This window comes from Corynebacterium hansenii, from assembly GCF_030408795.1.
Classification (GTDB): domain Bacteria; phylum Actinomycetota; class Actinomycetes; order Mycobacteriales; family Mycobacteriaceae; genus Corynebacterium; species Corynebacterium hansenii.
Window position 1 is genome coordinate 147,428 of record NZ_CP047211.1, and the last position, 14,998, is coordinate 162,425.

The window sequence follows — 14,998 nt, forward strand, 5'->3', positions numbered from 1 at the left end:
CCTGCAATGAGGGGTGGGTTGACCAACTCGGGGTGGGTTCGGCGGGAAGTGAGCGGCCCCTAGATCGGCAGCTTGCGGAAGATGGGGCGCGGGATGTGCTTCAGGATCATCATCACCCACTGGAACGGCGGCGGCGCCCACACCAGGGACTTGCCGGCGTCGACGGAACGGACGGCGAGCTCGGCGACGTCCTCCTTGTTCACCGTCAGCGGCGCCTCCTTCACGCCGGCCGACATGCGGGTGCGCACCTGGCCGGGGCGGATGACGAGCGTCTTCACGCCGTACTCCTCCAGCGCCTCGCCGAGGCACAGGTAGAACCCGTCCAGGCCGGCCTTCGTCGAGCCGTAGACGAAGTTGGAGCGGCGGACGCGCTCGCCCGCGGCGGACGACATGGCGATGAACTGGCCATGGCCCTGCGCCTTGAACTTCTGGCCGACCAGCACGCCCACCGACACGGCGCCGGTGTAGTTGACCTGCGCGATCTGCACGGCCTTGCGCTGGTTCTGCCACAGCTCCTCGGCCTCGCCGAGCAGGCCGAAGGCGACGATGCAGATGTCGACGTCGCCGTCGGAGAACGCCTCGTCGATGACGTCCGGGTGGCAATCGAAATCGGTGGCGTCGAAGTCGATGATGCGGACGTCGGTGGCGCCGGCGGCGCGCATCTGCGCCTCGGCGGCCTCGCGGCCCGGGTCATCGGCCAGGGCGGCGAGAATGACCTTGGCGGGGCCCTTCTCCAGGAATGCGGCGGTGATGGCGAGGCCGATCTCGCTGGTGCCGCCGAGCACCAGGATGGACTGGGGGACACCCACGGCGTTGATCATGTTCGTTGGCTCCTAATCGGTTCTAGCGCAGCTCGAGGCGGCGGCTCATGTCGGACTCGAACACCCCGGTGGGGTCGATGTCGTTGCGGATGCGCAGCCAGTCGCCCATCTTCGGGTACATGGCGTGGAAGTTCTCCGCGGAGGTGCGGGATTCCTTGGCCAGGTACAGGCGGCCGCCGAACTCCATGACGCGCTTGTCCAGCTCGTCGAGGAACGGGCCGAGGCCGCGCTTGATGGGGAAGTCCACGCAGACGTTCCAGCCCGGCATGGGGTACGACAGGTGGCCGCGGTTGCCCTCGCCGAACAGCTTGAACACGTTCAGCGCCGAGTAGTGCCCGGACTTCTGGATGTCGCGGATGATGTCCTTGAACGGCTCCACGGCGTCCATGGGGACGACGAACTGGTACTGCAGGAAGCCGCGCTTGCCGTAGCCGCGGTTCCACTCGCCGATGAGGTCGAGCGGCTGGTAGAACTGCGTCAGGTTCTGGACCTGGTTGCGGTAGGTGCCGGACTTCAGCCACCACAGCTCGCCGATGGCGATCATGGACAGCTTGTTCATGGTGAAGGACGGGAAGATGTCCGGGACCGTCACCAGCTGGGGGGCGTTGAACTTCAGCGGGTCCTTCGCCAGCTTCGGCGAAAGCTCCTGCAGCTGGTCGAGGGTGGCCAGGCTGCCGCGGGAAATGGCGGCGCGGCCGAGCTTCGGCTCCGGCGAGATCGCGTCGAACCACGCGGACGAATAGGTGTAGTTGTGCTCCGAGCCGTCGGAGTGGAACGCCACCGTCTCGTCGAGGTCGGCGGTGAGGTCGCCGTCGGCGATGAAGTACGCGGTCTCCGTCTTGGTCATGCGGATCTTCGCGCGGAGGATGATGCCGGTCAGGCCCATGCCGCCGACGGTCGCCCAGAACAGTTCGCCGGACGGGTCGTCGTCGGAGCCTTCGGGCTCGAGGTGCAGGATGCGGCCGTCGGCGACGAGCAGTTCCATGGACACCACGTGGTTGCCGAAGGATCCGGCGGAGTGGTGGTTCTTGCCGTGGATGTCGGGGCCGATGGCGCCGCCGATGGTGACCTGGCGGGTGCCGGGCAGCACGGGGACCCACAGGCCGTAGGGCAGGGCGGCCTTCATCAGCTGGTCGAGGGTGACGCCGCCGTCGACGTCGACGATCGCCGAGTCGGGGTCGATGGAGTGGATGTGGTTGAGGGCCTGCATGTCCACGACGAGGCCGCCGGCGTTCTGGGCGGGGTCGCCGTAGGAGCGGCCCATGCCGCGGGGGATGACGCCGCGCTTGAGGTGCGAGGGCTTTCCGTCGTTCTGCTCTGCGACGGCGCGCACCGCGTTGGCGATCTCCGTCACGTCGGAGGTGGTCAGTACCTCCGAGGTCGAGGGGGCCGTGCGGCCCCAGCCGGTGAGGGTCCTGGCTTCTGTGGATACGGCTCCGGGGGCACCGGTCGAAGCGTCGGTGCTGGGCGTGCCGTTGCTGTGTGCAGACATCAGGAATCAGGCTACTCCCGGCGGGATGAGTCCACATGAGGGCGCGCCCCCGGAGCATTCGCAGAAACACCTGAGAATCCCCGGCAGGGCGGTGGCCGGCGGCACATTCGCTTTGCGACGCCCATGTGGCGCGTGGACCGCGCGTCTGCTTTGCGACGCCCATGTGGCGCGTGGATCGCACGTCTGCTTTGCGACGCCCGCGGGGAACGTGGGCGTCGCAAAGCAAAAAGGGACGAAAGGGAAAAAGGGACGAAAGGGAGGAGCCTCAGAGGTCCATGAGGTCGCGGATCTCCTGGGGCAACTCGTCCTGCGAGGTGATGGTGGGGCCCTCGTACTCCTCGAGGAGCCGGTACACGCGCGTGCGGCTGACGCTGTCGAGCAGCGGCAGCTCCTGGGCGACCATGCGCGTCATCTCCGACGACAGCGGGGTGTTCGTGTGCTCCGCCGCGATGTAGACGGGGTCTTTCTTCTTCTTCCTGAGGAATCCGAACATGGGTCGAACAGTACCGGGCGCCCCGGATCGGCCGGCGTTCGAACGCGGCGGGCGCGGGCCGGTGGGCGATCCGCGCGGGCGGTTATCCTGTTGCCCATGAGCGAGCCCACGACCGAGAACGCCGCCGTTTCGGATGCCGCCCCGACCACCATCGCCATCGTCGCCGCGCCGGGCGAGTCCGGAGCCGGTTCGGGTTCCGGTTCAAGCTCGGGTGCAGAGTCCGGTTCGGGTGCGGAGCCCGGTTCGGGCTCCGGCGCAATCGCCGTGTGGCACGTGCAGCTCGCGCCGCAGCTGACCGGGGACCGGCTGTCGGGGGCGTGGCTCGTCGACCCGGAATCCGACGGTGCCGCGGAGACGCTGGCCAATCTGTTCGCCGGGGCGGCGGTGCTGGCCGTGGGGGAGGAGGCGGACGTCGTCAAGCGGACCCCCGGGCCCCGCGTGGACCTCGCGGCGACGACGAAGGCGCTGCGCACGCACGTGAAGGAACTGAAGGACCGCGTCGCCGAGGAGAAGGCGAAGCCGGGCAAGGACAAGCTGGTGGCGCCGCGTTTCCCGGCGGTCGACGACGTCGAGCCCATCGAATTCGCCCACGTGGGTGAGCCCGCGGCGAGGCCGGCGCTGGCGTGGGCGCGCGGCCTGGAGGAGCTCACGGCGACGTGGTCCGAGATCGAATCCCAACGGCGTCGGCGCGACTACCTGCGCGAACCGTGGGGAGCCGATGCTCGCCCCCTGCCTTTGGAGTATGTGGCGGAATAGCCGCGTACCGGGGCCGACCGGGCGTTCGCGGCCCGACGGGGTTGCCGGGGCGCCGGTACGCTTGGGGACATGTCGACGGATACCGACAACGTCATCGCCTTCCCCGGCGTGCGCGTGGCCGCCGAACCGGCCACGCTGATCATCGGTGCCGTTTTGGAGGAGGAACCGCAGGTCGTGCACCGGCAGTTCGGAATCAACGACCGGCTGACGCTGCGGGAACTGTCCGAGGCGCTGCGCATCATGTTCGGCTGGCCCGGCGAGTCCGCGCCGACGAAGTTCACGTTGGACGGGACCTCGGGGCTCGGGGAGGGCGCCGGAGTGCGGGGGATGAACGGCCGGGGCGTCAGCGGCGCCGGATTCGACGCCGGCATGACCGTCAACGTGCCGTTGGACACCGTCATCGGCGACGTGCTGCAGGACGTCGGCGACACGCTGACCTGGCATTGGGGGTTGTGGGACCACAGGCTGGACGTGCGAGAGGCGTTCGCGCGCGACGAGGCCACCCCGAATGCGCTGTGCATCGGCGGGTCGGGGACGATCGACGGCCTGTGGCGCGGCGGGCGCCAAGCGCATGCCGCGGAGGGGCGCGGTTCCGGTGGCGACGCCGTGGGTTCGGACGGTTCAGGCGGTTCGGCCCGTGAAGACGCCCGCGGGGGCTCCGGACGTGCGCGTTCCGATTCGGAGAGGCGGGCGGCCGCGCGCTCCGACGAGGCGCCGCGAGCGGACGCCGATGACGAGGACGCCGCCGACGGCCCCGACATCGCGGCGATCAACGAGCTGCTGACGGGGGAGCAGTCCATACGCAACACGCTGGCCAATGCCCGCGACGATGTCGTGGATCTGATCGAGCGTTCCGGCGTCTTCGAGTTCGTGCCGCTGCTGCAGGCCCTCGACCTGCGGCGCAACCCCGGCTGCAACTGCGTCGCCGACGAGTGCGACCGCATGCGCGACCTGCCCGCCGAAGATCCCGACGACGCCGCGGGCCGCGACGCCGCGCTGGCGACGCTGCTCTGCCTGGCCGCGCTGACCGACGAGGACATCCGCCACGACGTCACGTCGCACGTCATGGATGTCCTCGGTTGGGTCGCCGACGATGGCACGCCGCTGACCGGCGAGGACGTCGAGGACCTGTGCGGCGCGACGTGGGCCGTGCTCGAAGAGGTGGGCGTGGTCGGCGAGGAGCAGGTGGGCGTCGTGGAGAAGCTCGATCTGCTGCGCGAGGCCCTGCGCCGCTGACCCCGCGCCGCTGACCCCGCGCGGGTCCGTTCGCGCTTCGTCCGCGCCGGGCCGGTGGCGTAGGCTTCCGTTCCGTGCACAAGGCCAACGACGACTCCCACGGTTTCACCCACCGCAGCGAACCCGGCGTGCGCGCCGAGAAGTCCGCGACGGCGCCGCTGTCCGACAAGCCGCGCGACGAGCACGGGCTGATGGTCCAGATGACGCGGTTCATCATCTCGGGCGTCATCGCGGCGGTCGTCGATTTCGGTTTGACCTTCATCATGCTCAACGTCGTCGGCGCGTCCGACTTCTGGGGCAAGTCGATCGGCTGGGTGTTCGGCACGATCACGGCGTACCTGATCAACGTGCGCTGGACGTTCAAGGCAAAGTCGTCGGCGAAGCAGGTCCTTGCCGTGGCGGTCCTGTACCTGATCACGTATGCGACCCAGGTGGGCATCTTCACGGTGCTCAATCCGTGGCTGGTCGAGCAGGGGTGGACGGTCAAGCTGGCCCAGTTCGGCGCCTTCGTCGTCGCCCAGGGCGTGGCCACGGTGGTGAACTTCATCGTGCAGCGAACGGTGATCTTCAGGGTGAAGTAAAAGCCCGCTTGACGACGCCCACGTCATCCGCGCCCGAGGTGAACGCCGGGCACGCCCGGAACGGGTGAACGCGGCGGGCGCGTCCGTTAAGCGCTTTCGCGTCGGCTCGCTACCCTGGTGCCCGTGAACACCTCCGACGAGCCCAACGTCCCCTCCGACAACGCCGAAAACACCGCGGGCACGGCGCCCGCGGACGGCCTTTCCGCGACGCCCGATGCCGGCGCCGCAACCACCGGAGCCGCCGCCCCCGGCGTGATCGACCCCGTCGAGGGGATGATCGTCCAGCGCGTCCTGTTCGCGCCCCCGGCCGACTGGATCGACTCGGACCTGTACTTCACCGTCAAGGGCGGCACCGGCGCGGCCGGCGGCGTGAAGCCGTCGCGCACCGGCATCGAGCTCGGCCCGTTCCAGACGGTCGCCACCGACACCTACTTCGGCCGGTTCCGCGCCTCGCAGTGGCAGCGGTGGACGACGGTGCCCGAGGTGACCATCCGCGGCCGCGCCACCGGCGACGTCCGCATCCGCGCCTACACCGAGGACATCGGCGGCCACCTGCGCCTGGAGGCCTCCCACCGCCGGGCGACTGCGGCGGACATCGCCACCAGTCCGGAGGCGACGGTCGAGCTGACCGTTCCGCTGGACCGTTTCGCCGACGGCGGCGCCATCCACGTCGTCGTCGACTCCGGTGAGAAGGGCGGATCCGTTTCCGACCTGCGCTACACCGTCGCCGCCGATCAGGTGCGCCGCGATCTGCCGACGGACATCGTCATCTGCTCCTACAACCGCCCCGTCGACTGCGCGAACACCGTGGCCACGCTGGCGGAGGACCTGCCCGCGCTCGAGCGCGTCCGCACCATCCGCGTGGTGGACCAGGGCGACCAGCACCCGGAGGACCAGGCCGAATTCCAGCGGGCACGGGAAATCCTGGGTGAGCGCCTCACCGTCGTCAAGCAGCCGAACCTGGGCGGCGCCGGCGGATTCTCGCGCGGCATGCGCGACGCCACCGCCGCCGGCGACTGCCAGATCCTGCTCACCGACGACGACATCCGCCCCGAGCCGGAGACCACCCTGCGCCTGTCGGCCCTGGCGTGCTGCGCCGCCAAGCCGATGCTGCTGGGCGCGCAGATGCTGTTCCTCTACAACCCGACGCACCTGTTCCGCACCGGCGAGGTCTACGACTGGAAGGCCCTGACCGTCCGGGAAAACGACGACCTCTACTCGAAGGCCGACGTCGACGTGCGCGAGAACCACCAGCTGCGCCGCCTCGGCGTCGACTACAACGCCTGGTGGACCTGTCTGGTGCCGTCGGAGGTCGTGGAGAAGATCGGCCTCGCGCTGCCCCTGTTCTTCCAGTACGACGACATCGACTTCGGCTACCGCGCCGCGGCCGCCGGCTACCCCACCGACACCGTTCCCGGCTCGGCCGTCTGGCACGCCGACTTCTACTGGAAGGACGTGGAAAACGCCGCCCAGTACTTCGGCCTGCGCAACGCGCTGATCGCCACCGCGATGCACGGCCCGGTGACCGCCAAGGACATGGTCGACACCGTCTCCCGCCGCATCCTGTCGAACATCGTGTCCATGCGCTACGGCCTGGCGTGGACCCAGATGGAGGCGGTCAAGGACATGCTGCGCGGCCCGTCCGTCCTGGACGAGGCGTCGCAGGGCGACTTCGCCCGCATCTCCGCCGGCCGCGCCGACTACCCGGAAACGAAGCTGCGCCCGGTGTCCGACATGCCCGCCGGGCTGTCGCCGGTGCGCCCGCCGACGCGCGAGATCGCCGGCGAGGACCGGACGTTCGCCAAGCGCGTCGCGTACACCCAGCTGGGCAAGAAGCGGCCCGGCCCCGTGGCCGTCGCCTTCGAGGACGCGTTCTGGTGGCACATCTCCACGTTCGACGAGGTGTGGGTCACCGACGCATCGCAGACCGGCGTTCGCCGCCTGGTCCGCGACCGCGACCGCGAACTGAAGCTGCGCTCCGAGCTCATCGGCATGATGCGCCGCCTGAGCTCCGAGTGGGACTCCATCCGGGACCAGTGGCGCGACGCCGTGCCGCGCCTGACCGGCGCGGAGAACTGGGAGAAGTTCTTCCGCGCCTAATCGGCCTTCTTCGGGCGGAAACGCTCGAAGTTCTCGCGGCGTCCCCGGCGGTGCAGCGCCCACCAGCGCACGAAGCCGGGGACGTCGCGGCGCTGCACCAGGAAGAACCACGCGAAGCGCGCGTACTCCTGGGGCAGCAGCTTGCGCATGCCCGGCTGACTCATCAGGTAGCCGCGGTTGCGGTAGGTGAAGTAGCGCTTGAAATCGTCGGCGGGGTACTGCGTGTGCATGCGGCCGCCGAGGATCGGGTGGAACTCGTCGGTGCCCGACGGATGCAGGTACGCGGTGGTCAGGCACGTGCCGAAGCGCAGGCCGGACCGCGCGAGCCGGCGGTGGAACTCGACCTCGTCGCCGCGGATGAACAGGCGGTAGTCCGGCACGCCCAAGCGCTCCAGCGACTTCGCCGAGAACAGCGCGCCGTTGAACAGGCTGGCGATGCCCGGCAGCAGATCATGGTTCGAATCGGCGATCTGCAGGTCCTCCGGCAGGGGCACGCCGGTGGCGGCGACCTGGTCGGCGAAGCCGGTGAACCAGACCCGGCCGTCCTCGTCCTCCACGCGGGGCAGGTTGGGGTTGGCTCCGTCGGAAAGCAGCTCGGAGCGGTTGCGGCGCCAGGTCAGCCCGCGGCGCAGGGGGAAGGCGAGCTTTTCGGGGTCCTCGATGTCGCAGACGACGGGCGAGACCTCGTCGAGGTCGTGGCGCGCGGCGCAGGCGTGCAGCTTCTCCAGCACGGTGACGTCCTCGGGGCGGCCGTCGTCGTCGGCGCACCAGATCCAGTCGGCGCCGAGCGCCAGCGCGTGCAACATGCCGTAGGCGAAGCCGCCCGCGCCGCCGAGATTCGTCTTCGACCCCAGGTAGATCGTCCGCGGGCCGCCCTCGGCCGACGCGTCGACCGACTCCACCACGGTGCGCACGCGCGCATCATCGCCGTTGTCCACGACGATGACCCACTCGGGGGCGCGCGTCTGCCCGACGAGGATCTCCAGGGAACCGGTCAGCTCCCGCAGGCGGTTGTGCGTTACGACGACGACGGCGGTGGTGGAATTCGGTCCCTCGGTCATGGCGACATCTTCCCACACCGGCGCACCGTGGCCGCGCGAAGGGGCCGCGCGATGGGGCCGCGGCCCGCGCCCTACAGCGGCCGGTGGCCCCGCTCGTCGCGGATGCGGCGCACCGCGTCGGCGGCCTCCTTGCCCTCGTAGGCCTCCACGACCTCGTCGACCAGGCCCGCCTGGCGGATTTCGCCGTGGTCGATCCACAGGGCCGTGTCGCACAGCTGCGCCAGGAACTCGTTGGAGTGCGAGGCGAACACCAGCAGACCCGAACGCTCGACCAGTGCGGTGAGGCGGTCGCGGGCCTTCGCCATGAAGGCGGAGTCGACGGCGCCGATGCCTTCGTCGAGAAGCAGGATCTCCGGCTCGATGGACGTGACCACGCCGAGCGCCAGGCGCACGCGCATGCCGGTGGAGTACGTGCGCAGCGGCATGTGCAGGTAGTCGCCGAGCTCGGTGAAGTCGGCGATGTCGTCGAGCTTGTCCTTCATCTGCTGGCGGGTCTGCCCCAGGAACAGGCCGCGGATGATGATGTTCTCCATGCCGGAGATCTCCGGGTCCATGCCCACGCCCAGGTCGAAGACCGGGGCGACGCGGCCGCGCACGTCGGCGCTGCCGCGCGTCGGCTCGTAGATGCCCGACAGCAGCCGCAGCAGCGTGGACTTGCCGGCGCCGTTGTGGCCGACCAGGCCCACGCGGTCGCCCTCGCGCAGATGCAGGTTGATGTTCTTCAGGGCCTCGACGACGACCACGTTGGATTCGTTGCGGCCGATCGCGCCGCCGGCGGCGCCGAGGAACGCCTTCTTCATCGACCGCGACTTCGCGTCGAAGATGGGGAAGTCGACGCAGGCGTCGTAGGTGTCGATGCTGACCATGTTGTGCCTTCCTTCGTCCGGTCGCCGTCTAGACCCAGTAGCTCACGCGCGAGCGCCACTGGCGCATGGCCAGCAGGGCGAGCAGCAGACCCGCCGCGGTGCAGCCCAGCACGATCCACCAGTGGTAGGTGGCCAGCGGCTCGCCCGTCAGCGGGGCGCGGACGATCTCGAGGTAGTGGTACAGCGGATTGAGCTCCGCGATGCGGGCGCGCTCGGCGACCGCCCCGCCCTGCTCTTCCAGCGTCTTGGTGGTCCACACGATCGGGGTCATGTAGAAGACCAGCTGGATCAGGGACTCCAGCAGCGGTGCGACGTCGCGGTAGCGCGTGGCGACGATGCCGAAGAACATGGTCACCCACACCCCGTTGACCACCAGCAGCGCCAGGGCGGGGACGGCCAGCAGGATCTCCCAGCCGAGGTCGGGGCGGAACACGACGACCAGGATCAGCCAGATGATCATGTTGTGCGCCAGGAACAGCAGCTGCCGCCACACCAGCCGGTACACGTGGACGCTCAGCGCCGAGGGCAGCTGCTTGATCAGGCCCTCGTTCTCGATGAAGACCGTCGAGCCCTCGCGGACGCAGCCGGAGATGAAGCCCCAGATGATCAGGCCCACCGTGACGTGCGGCAGGAAGTACGCCAGCTCCTGCTGGAACAGCAGCGAATACAGCAGGCCCAGGGCGACGGCCATCGCGCCGGTGGCGATGGTGATCCACAGCGGGCCGAGCGTCGAGCGGCGGTAGCGCTGCTTGATGTCCTGCCAGCCCAGCTGCAGCCACAGCTGCCGCTGGCCGTAGCCCCGGACAAGGTCCTTCCACGCAGCCGCGACCGTGCGCGATCGGGAGCGCGGCGGCGCCGCGACATCGCCGGCGCCGGTCATGCGGGCGATGTCGGCCCGCAATCCGGTGGTCGGGTGACTCGGTTGTTCTGCATTCGTCACGGAGTCCAACCTACCCGGCGGTGCACCCGTCGCCCTACCCACCGTCGTGCCGTGAGACATTTCGGGGCATACTGTTGTGCAGACAGACGTGGTTTCCCGCGGCATCGGCGGGACCCGGCTGAAACTCCGGCGGTCGCGGGCGGTATCCTGTCGCCACTGCCGCGGATGCGCGGAATCGGCGCTTGCACAGGGAACGCTTGCAAAAAGGGAAAGGGTGGTCATGGCCTTCGACGTGCCCACGACCAGGGGTTATTACTCGTCCCTGTCCGACGGTTGGACGTACCTCAACGGCGGGGAACGCGCCCAGATCCCGGAGCGCGTCCTGTCTTCGATGGCCACCGCCTTCCGCGCCGCACCGAAGTCCCTGGCCGGCGAGGCCGCGTCGGGCACCCATTCCCGCGGCCGCGAGGCCGGCATCACGGCCGGGCATCAGTTCGCCGCGATGGCCCGGCGGGCTTTCGCGGACGTGGCCGGCGCCCGCGTCGAGGGAGTCGTCCTCGGCCCGTCGCGTGAGGCTCTGGTCCAGGTGCTGACGCAGGCCATGCGCCGCCGCCTGTCCCTGGGCGCCCGCATCGTCCTGACCCGCACGGGCGACCCCGTGGCGCACGTGCCCTTCCGCCGCGCGGCCGACATGTACGGCGCCCGCGTGAGCGTCGCGGAGGCCGATCTTTCCACCGGCGCCGTCCCGGCCTGGCAGTTCGAGGAGGTCGTCGACGCCGACACCCGCCTGGTGGTCGTCCCGGCCGCCGACCCGTACGTCGGTGCCGTCGCGCCGGTCGCGGAGATCGCCCGCATCGCCCATGCCCGCTCCCGGGCCATGGTGTTCGTCGATGCGACGGCGTTCGCGCCGTACCGCGTCGTGGACATGTACGACATGGGCGCCGACATCGTGCTTCTCGACGCCGCGGCGTGGGGCGGCCCGGAGGTTTCCGCGCTGGTGTTCCGCGATCCGTCGCAGCTCGACCTGCTGCAGTCGATGTCGCTGACGCCCGACGCCGGCGGCCGGCGCCGCCTGGAGGTCTTCCCGGTCGCCCCGGCGCTGCTCGGTGGCGTGCCGGAGTCCGTCCGCCACCTGGCGGACCTCGACCCCAGCGCGCGCGGCACCCGGCGCCACCGCATCGAAACCTCGATTCCGCAGGTGGGGCGCTACTTGACGACGCTGACCACGCGCCTGCTCGATGCCCTGGGCAATTTGGACCAGGTCCACATCGTCGGCGTCGACGGCGAGGGTTCGGCCGATTATGGCGTGACCGACACCGACCGGATCCCCCGCGTGAGCTTCATCGTCACCGACGTCCCGGCGTCCACCGTGGTGCGCCGCCTGCTGGACAATCGCCTGGTCACCAGCGCCGTGACCGACGGCGGGTCCGCCCTGCTCGAGGCGATGGGCGTCATGGAGGCCGGCGGCGCCGTCACCGTGGGGCTGCAGCCGTTCAACACCCCGCACGACGTGGACCAGCTGGTCCGCACCGTCGCCTCGCTGGGCTGAACCGGCCGCGCCAAAGTCACTGCTAACCCACCCCGAAGGCGCAGACCCACCCGTTATGACGGGTGGGTCTGCGCCTTCGGGGTGGGTTTACGTCAGGGGGAGGGCGGCGTCGACTGAGAAGACGCCGAGTGCGCTTCCGCGGCGCCGGCCGTTTGGCGCCCCACACGGGCCGTCGCAAAGCGGGGGTGCTGCGGCGGGCGGAGCGCTGCGCCCGCTGAGGTGATCCCCCGGTGGACGGCGTTCGCTACCTGCCGGGGCGTGGCGGCTACTCGCCGACGGTGAGGACGATCTTGCCGGTGACCTCGCCGGAATCCAGCAGCTCGTGCGCCTTCGCCGTGTCGCGGATGTCCATGGTCGCGTGGATCTGGGCGTCGATCGTGCCTTCCTCCAGCAGCGGCCACACCACGTCCTCGGTGCCGGCGACGATGCGCGCCTTGTCCGACTTGTCGCGGTAGCGCAGGCCCGTCGCCGTGATCGAACCCCGCTTCGACAGCAGGCGGCCGATGTTCAGCTCGCCCTTCACGCCGCCCTGCATGCCGATGATGACGATGCGCCCGTCCATGGCCAGCGCCTTGACGTTCCGGTCCAGGTACTTCGCGCCCATGATGTCCAGGATGACGTCCGCGCCGCCGTGCTCCTTCAGCACGTCCTCGAAGGACTCCTCGCGGTAGTTGATCAGGATGTCGGCGCCCAGCTCGCGGCAGCGCTCCAGCTTCTCCGCGCTGCCCGCCGTCACCGCGACCGTCGCGCCGAGCGACTTGGCCAGCTGGATGGCGAACGTCCCGATGCCGCCCGCGCCGCCGTGGACCAGGAGGGTGTCGCCCTCCTTCAGTCCCGCGACCAGCACCAGGTTCGAGTACACCGTGCACGCGACCTCCGGCATGGCCACGGCACGCTCGAGTTCCCAGCCCTTCGGCACCGGCAGCAGCTGGCCGACGGGCACCGCCGCATACTCGGCGAAGCCGCCGCCCGACAGCAGGCAGCAGACCTCGTCGCCGACCTGCCAGCCGGCCGAATTCTCGCCGACCTCCTCGATGACGCCGGCGCACTCCAGGCCCAGGATGTCCGTCACGCCCGCCGGCGGCGGGTAGTGCCCGCGGGCCTGCAGGATGTCCGCGCGGTTGACGGCCGCGGCACGCACCTTGACCAGCACCTCCCCGTCTCCGATTTCGGGTGTCGGGGCATCGCCCCACTCGAGTGCGCGGGGGTCTTCGGGGTTGGTCTGGATGATCGCCTTCATGAAATCCACCATAATCCGCGCAGGCGCTTTTGTGGTCAAGGTCACGCTCAAACGCGGCGGGTCGCGGGCGGCAACCGTCCCCGTGGTCGGGGAGACGGGCGAACGCCGCCGTCGTTTGGGGCATCGGCCGGGGCCACGGTTACTATTGGGAGGTCCCGCGCACGCCGCGGGGCGGGGAAGTGTGGCAGAGCGGCCGAATGCACTCGCCTTGAAAGCGAGCGTGGAGCAATCCACCGGGGGTTCAAATCCCTCCACTTCCGCAGATTCTTCATTGGGGGCACCGGGGGCGTTTTCGTCGTGCCCCGGGCTCTTCATTGGGGCGCCGGGGGCGTTCCGGGCGTTGGGGTGCGCGCGGGGTAGTTCCGGGGGACTGCCCGCCGGGAAGTCATGGGGGCTGCGCGCCCGGGAATTCAATTGGGCGGCTTCGCGCCGAGGGCTTCGTCGCGCATCCGGCAGCCCGATTCTCGGAGTTGCCGAGCCGCCAGAATTCGCACAGGTAGTGACATGGATCACACTGCCGCGTATTCTGGGGTCAAGGATTAACGGCATTTCCCACATGCGCGGGAATGTCGCCGGGTGCGGCCCCAGCATCCCGAATGGGCTCCGGGGCGCGGTGAATCGCCCCTTTATCGGGCCATTCGCACCTCCCGTCGGCATTCTCGCCAGGGCCGGGAACCTTTCGGCCGGTTCGCGCATCACATCGTCGAAGGCGGTGGACGCACGGTCCGCCCGTCATAACGCGACCCTCAACCGGAAAGGCGAGAAGTCATGAATGACCGGAATCACGGATACGGCGACATCCCCGGAGGCGACGGAGCCCCCGGCGGCGGCAATGGTCCGGGCGGTTACGGAGGGGAGGGAGACCCGTACGCGCGGGGCAATGGTCCGGTGAACCCGTATGCCACCCCGATGAATCGGTACGGCAACCAGCCCGGCCCCGGCGGCCCGGGACAGAACGGGCCCGGCCAGCAGGGCTCCGGGGCTTACGGCGGCGGTGACGCCGAAACGCAGGCGTATGGGGCATACGGGGCATATGGGGGGCCGGGCGGCTCCGGTGGCCCCAACAATCCGGGCGGCCCCGGCGGGCCGGGTGGCCCGAACAATCCCGGCGGGCCGGGTGGCCCGGGTGGCCCCCAGGGGCCGGGTGGCCCGAACGGGCCGTACGGCTCCGGCGGGTACGAGGGCCCCTCGCGTTCGGGGTCGTCGGGCTCGGGCTCGGGCGGCAACAAGGGAATCCTGATCGGCATCGCGGCCGTGGTGGGCGTCATCGTGCTGGTCGGCGCGGCGTTCCTGTTCATGCGCGGCGACGAGGACCCGGAGAAGACGGGTGAGACCACGACGGTCGCCACCGAAACGGAGGGGACGACCACCCGCGGCACGGATGGCGCAACGCCGTCCAGCCGTCGAACGACGCCGACGACCACGTCGACCGCCGCCGGGCCGGCCGATCCGGGCGATGGTTCCCTGGCGGAGCCGTATGCGAGCGCGGTGCCGGCGTACGTCCGCGATCACGTGCAGCGCTGCAGCAGGGGCAGGGTGAAGATCACGTCCTACGACACCAACGTCGAAGATCGCGAGGTGCCGGGCATGCGCTGCTCGGGTGCGAAGGGCAGCCTGTTCGAGCGAAAGCTCATCGAGATCATCGACGACGACGAGTTCTCCAAGAGCGCCACCGACCAGGCACGGCGGATGAACTACGAGGTCATCGAGGATGCGGGCGGCGTCAAGATCCTCGTCGCCGCCTACCAGGATGGCAAGGCCAAGGTGTACTGGGCCGACGAGAACAAGGGCATGTCCCTGGAGTCGTACACCTTCGACAGCCTCGCGGATGCGAAGGCCGCCGCCGAGCAGCTGAAGTAGGCACCTGTAGCGGGTCCCTCAGGGGGCCCTCGGCGGGCCCGGGCGGAGTCGCGGGGCGGGGGT

At 69.9% G+C, this 14,998-nt stretch carries 13 protein-coding genes and 1 tRNA gene; 7 read left to right on the plus strand and 7 right to left on the minus strand.

The features are described 5' to 3' along the window. Positions 1-59: 59 nt before the first annotated feature. From dprE2 to CHAN_RS00595, 3 genes are all read right to left on the minus strand, one after another. A complete protein-coding gene (gene dprE2 / locus CHAN_RS00585) occupies positions 60-821 on the minus strand; it encodes a decaprenylphospho-beta-D-erythro-pentofuranosid-2-ulose 2-reductase (RefSeq protein ID WP_290290817.1) in 762 nt (253 codons plus the stop codon). Positions 822-843: 22 nt separating this feature from the next. Continuing rightward, positions 844-2,313, minus strand: coding sequence for a decaprenylphosphoryl-beta-D-ribose oxidase (gene dprE1 / locus CHAN_RS00590; RefSeq protein WP_290290819.1), 1,470 nt, complete (start codon positions 2,311-2,313; stop codon positions 844-846). A gap of 265 nt (positions 2,314-2,578) precedes the next feature. After that, positions 2,579-2,806 carry a hypothetical protein gene (locus tag CHAN_RS00595; RefSeq protein WP_048743239.1) on the minus strand — a complete coding sequence of 76 codons (228 nt, stop codon included), beginning with the start codon at positions 2,804-2,806 and terminating at the stop codon, positions 2,579-2,581. A 96-nt stretch (positions 2,807-2,902) separates the two neighbouring features. Between CHAN_RS00595 and CHAN_RS00600 the strand changes: the two genes are divergently transcribed. The 4 genes from CHAN_RS00600 to CHAN_RS00615 all read left to right on the plus strand — a co-directional run bounded on the left by CHAN_RS00600 (position 2,903) and on the right by CHAN_RS00615 (position 7,479). Then, positions 2,903-3,562 (plus strand): hypothetical protein, encoded by a 660-nt coding sequence (locus tag CHAN_RS00600; RefSeq protein ID WP_290290821.1) that lies wholly within the window; start codon positions 2,903-2,905, stop codon positions 3,560-3,562. Positions 3,563-3,631: 69 nt separating this feature from the next. Further along, positions 3,632-4,798 (plus strand): hypothetical protein, encoded by a 1,167-nt coding sequence (locus CHAN_RS00605; RefSeq protein WP_290290824.1) that lies wholly within the window; start codon positions 3,632-3,634, stop codon positions 4,796-4,798. Positions 4,799-4,872: 74 nt separating this feature from the next. Continuing rightward, the gene (locus tag CHAN_RS00610) at positions 4,873-5,379 is read left to right on the plus strand and encodes a GtrA family protein (RefSeq protein WP_353959820.1); all 507 of its coding nucleotides are present in this window, start codon (positions 4,873-4,875) and stop codon (positions 5,377-5,379) included. Positions 5,380-5,502: 123 nt separating this feature from the next. Next, positions 5,503-7,479: a glycosyltransferase gene (locus tag CHAN_RS00615; RefSeq protein WP_290290827.1), complete on the plus strand. Its 1,977-nt coding sequence runs from the start codon at positions 5,503-5,505 to the stop codon at positions 7,477-7,479. On the opposite strand, the gene CHAN_RS00620 is transcribed toward CHAN_RS00615, so the two are convergent. The 3 genes from CHAN_RS00620 to wzm form a co-directional block, all read right to left on the minus strand. Beyond that, a complete protein-coding gene (locus CHAN_RS00620; RefSeq protein WP_290290828.1) occupies positions 7,476-8,540 on the minus strand; it encodes a glycosyltransferase in 1,065 nt (354 codons plus the stop codon). The genes CHAN_RS00615 and CHAN_RS00620 overlap by 4 nt on opposite strands. A 71-nt stretch (positions 8,541-8,611) precedes the next feature. Beyond that, positions 8,612-9,406 carry a galactan export ABC transporter ATP-binding subunit Wzt/RfbE gene (gene wzt / locus CHAN_RS00625; RefSeq protein ID WP_048743246.1) on the minus strand — a complete coding sequence of 265 codons (795 nt, stop codon included), beginning with the start codon at positions 9,404-9,406 and terminating at the stop codon, positions 8,612-8,614. A 28-nt stretch (positions 9,407-9,434) separates the two neighbouring features. Further along, positions 9,435-10,286 carry a galactan export ABC transporter permease subunit Wzm/RfbD gene (wzm, locus tag CHAN_RS00630; RefSeq protein ID WP_048743480.1) on the minus strand — a complete coding sequence of 284 codons (852 nt, stop codon included), beginning with the start codon at positions 10,284-10,286 and terminating at the stop codon, positions 9,435-9,437. Between the two features lie 280 nt (positions 10,287-10,566). On the opposite strand from wzm, the gene CHAN_RS00635 reads away from it, so the two are divergent. Further along, on the plus strand, positions 10,567-11,835 hold the full coding sequence (locus CHAN_RS00635) for an aminotransferase class V-fold PLP-dependent enzyme (RefSeq protein ID WP_290290831.1): 1,269 nt from the start codon (positions 10,567-10,569) through the stop codon (positions 11,833-11,835). Between the two features lie 265 nt (positions 11,836-12,100). Here CHAN_RS00635 and CHAN_RS00640 read toward each other — a convergent pair whose 3' ends face one another. Beyond that, positions 12,101-13,075 carry an NAD(P)H-quinone oxidoreductase gene (locus tag CHAN_RS00640; RefSeq protein WP_290290832.1) on the minus strand — a complete coding sequence of 325 codons (975 nt, stop codon included), beginning with the start codon at positions 13,073-13,075 and terminating at the stop codon, positions 12,101-12,103. A gap of 175 nt (positions 13,076-13,250) precedes the next feature. Here CHAN_RS00640 and CHAN_RS00645 point away from each other — a divergent pair. Together CHAN_RS00645 and CHAN_RS00650 are read left to right on the plus strand one after the other, a co-directional pair. Further along, a tRNA-Ser gene (locus CHAN_RS00645) sits at positions 13,251-13,335 on the plus strand. Between the two features lie 508 nt (positions 13,336-13,843). Then, complete coding sequence (locus CHAN_RS00650) at positions 13,844-14,935, plus strand: hypothetical protein (protein ID WP_290290835.1); 1,092 nt, start codon at positions 13,844-13,846, stop codon at positions 14,933-14,935. Positions 14,936-14,998 lie beyond the last annotated feature (63 nt).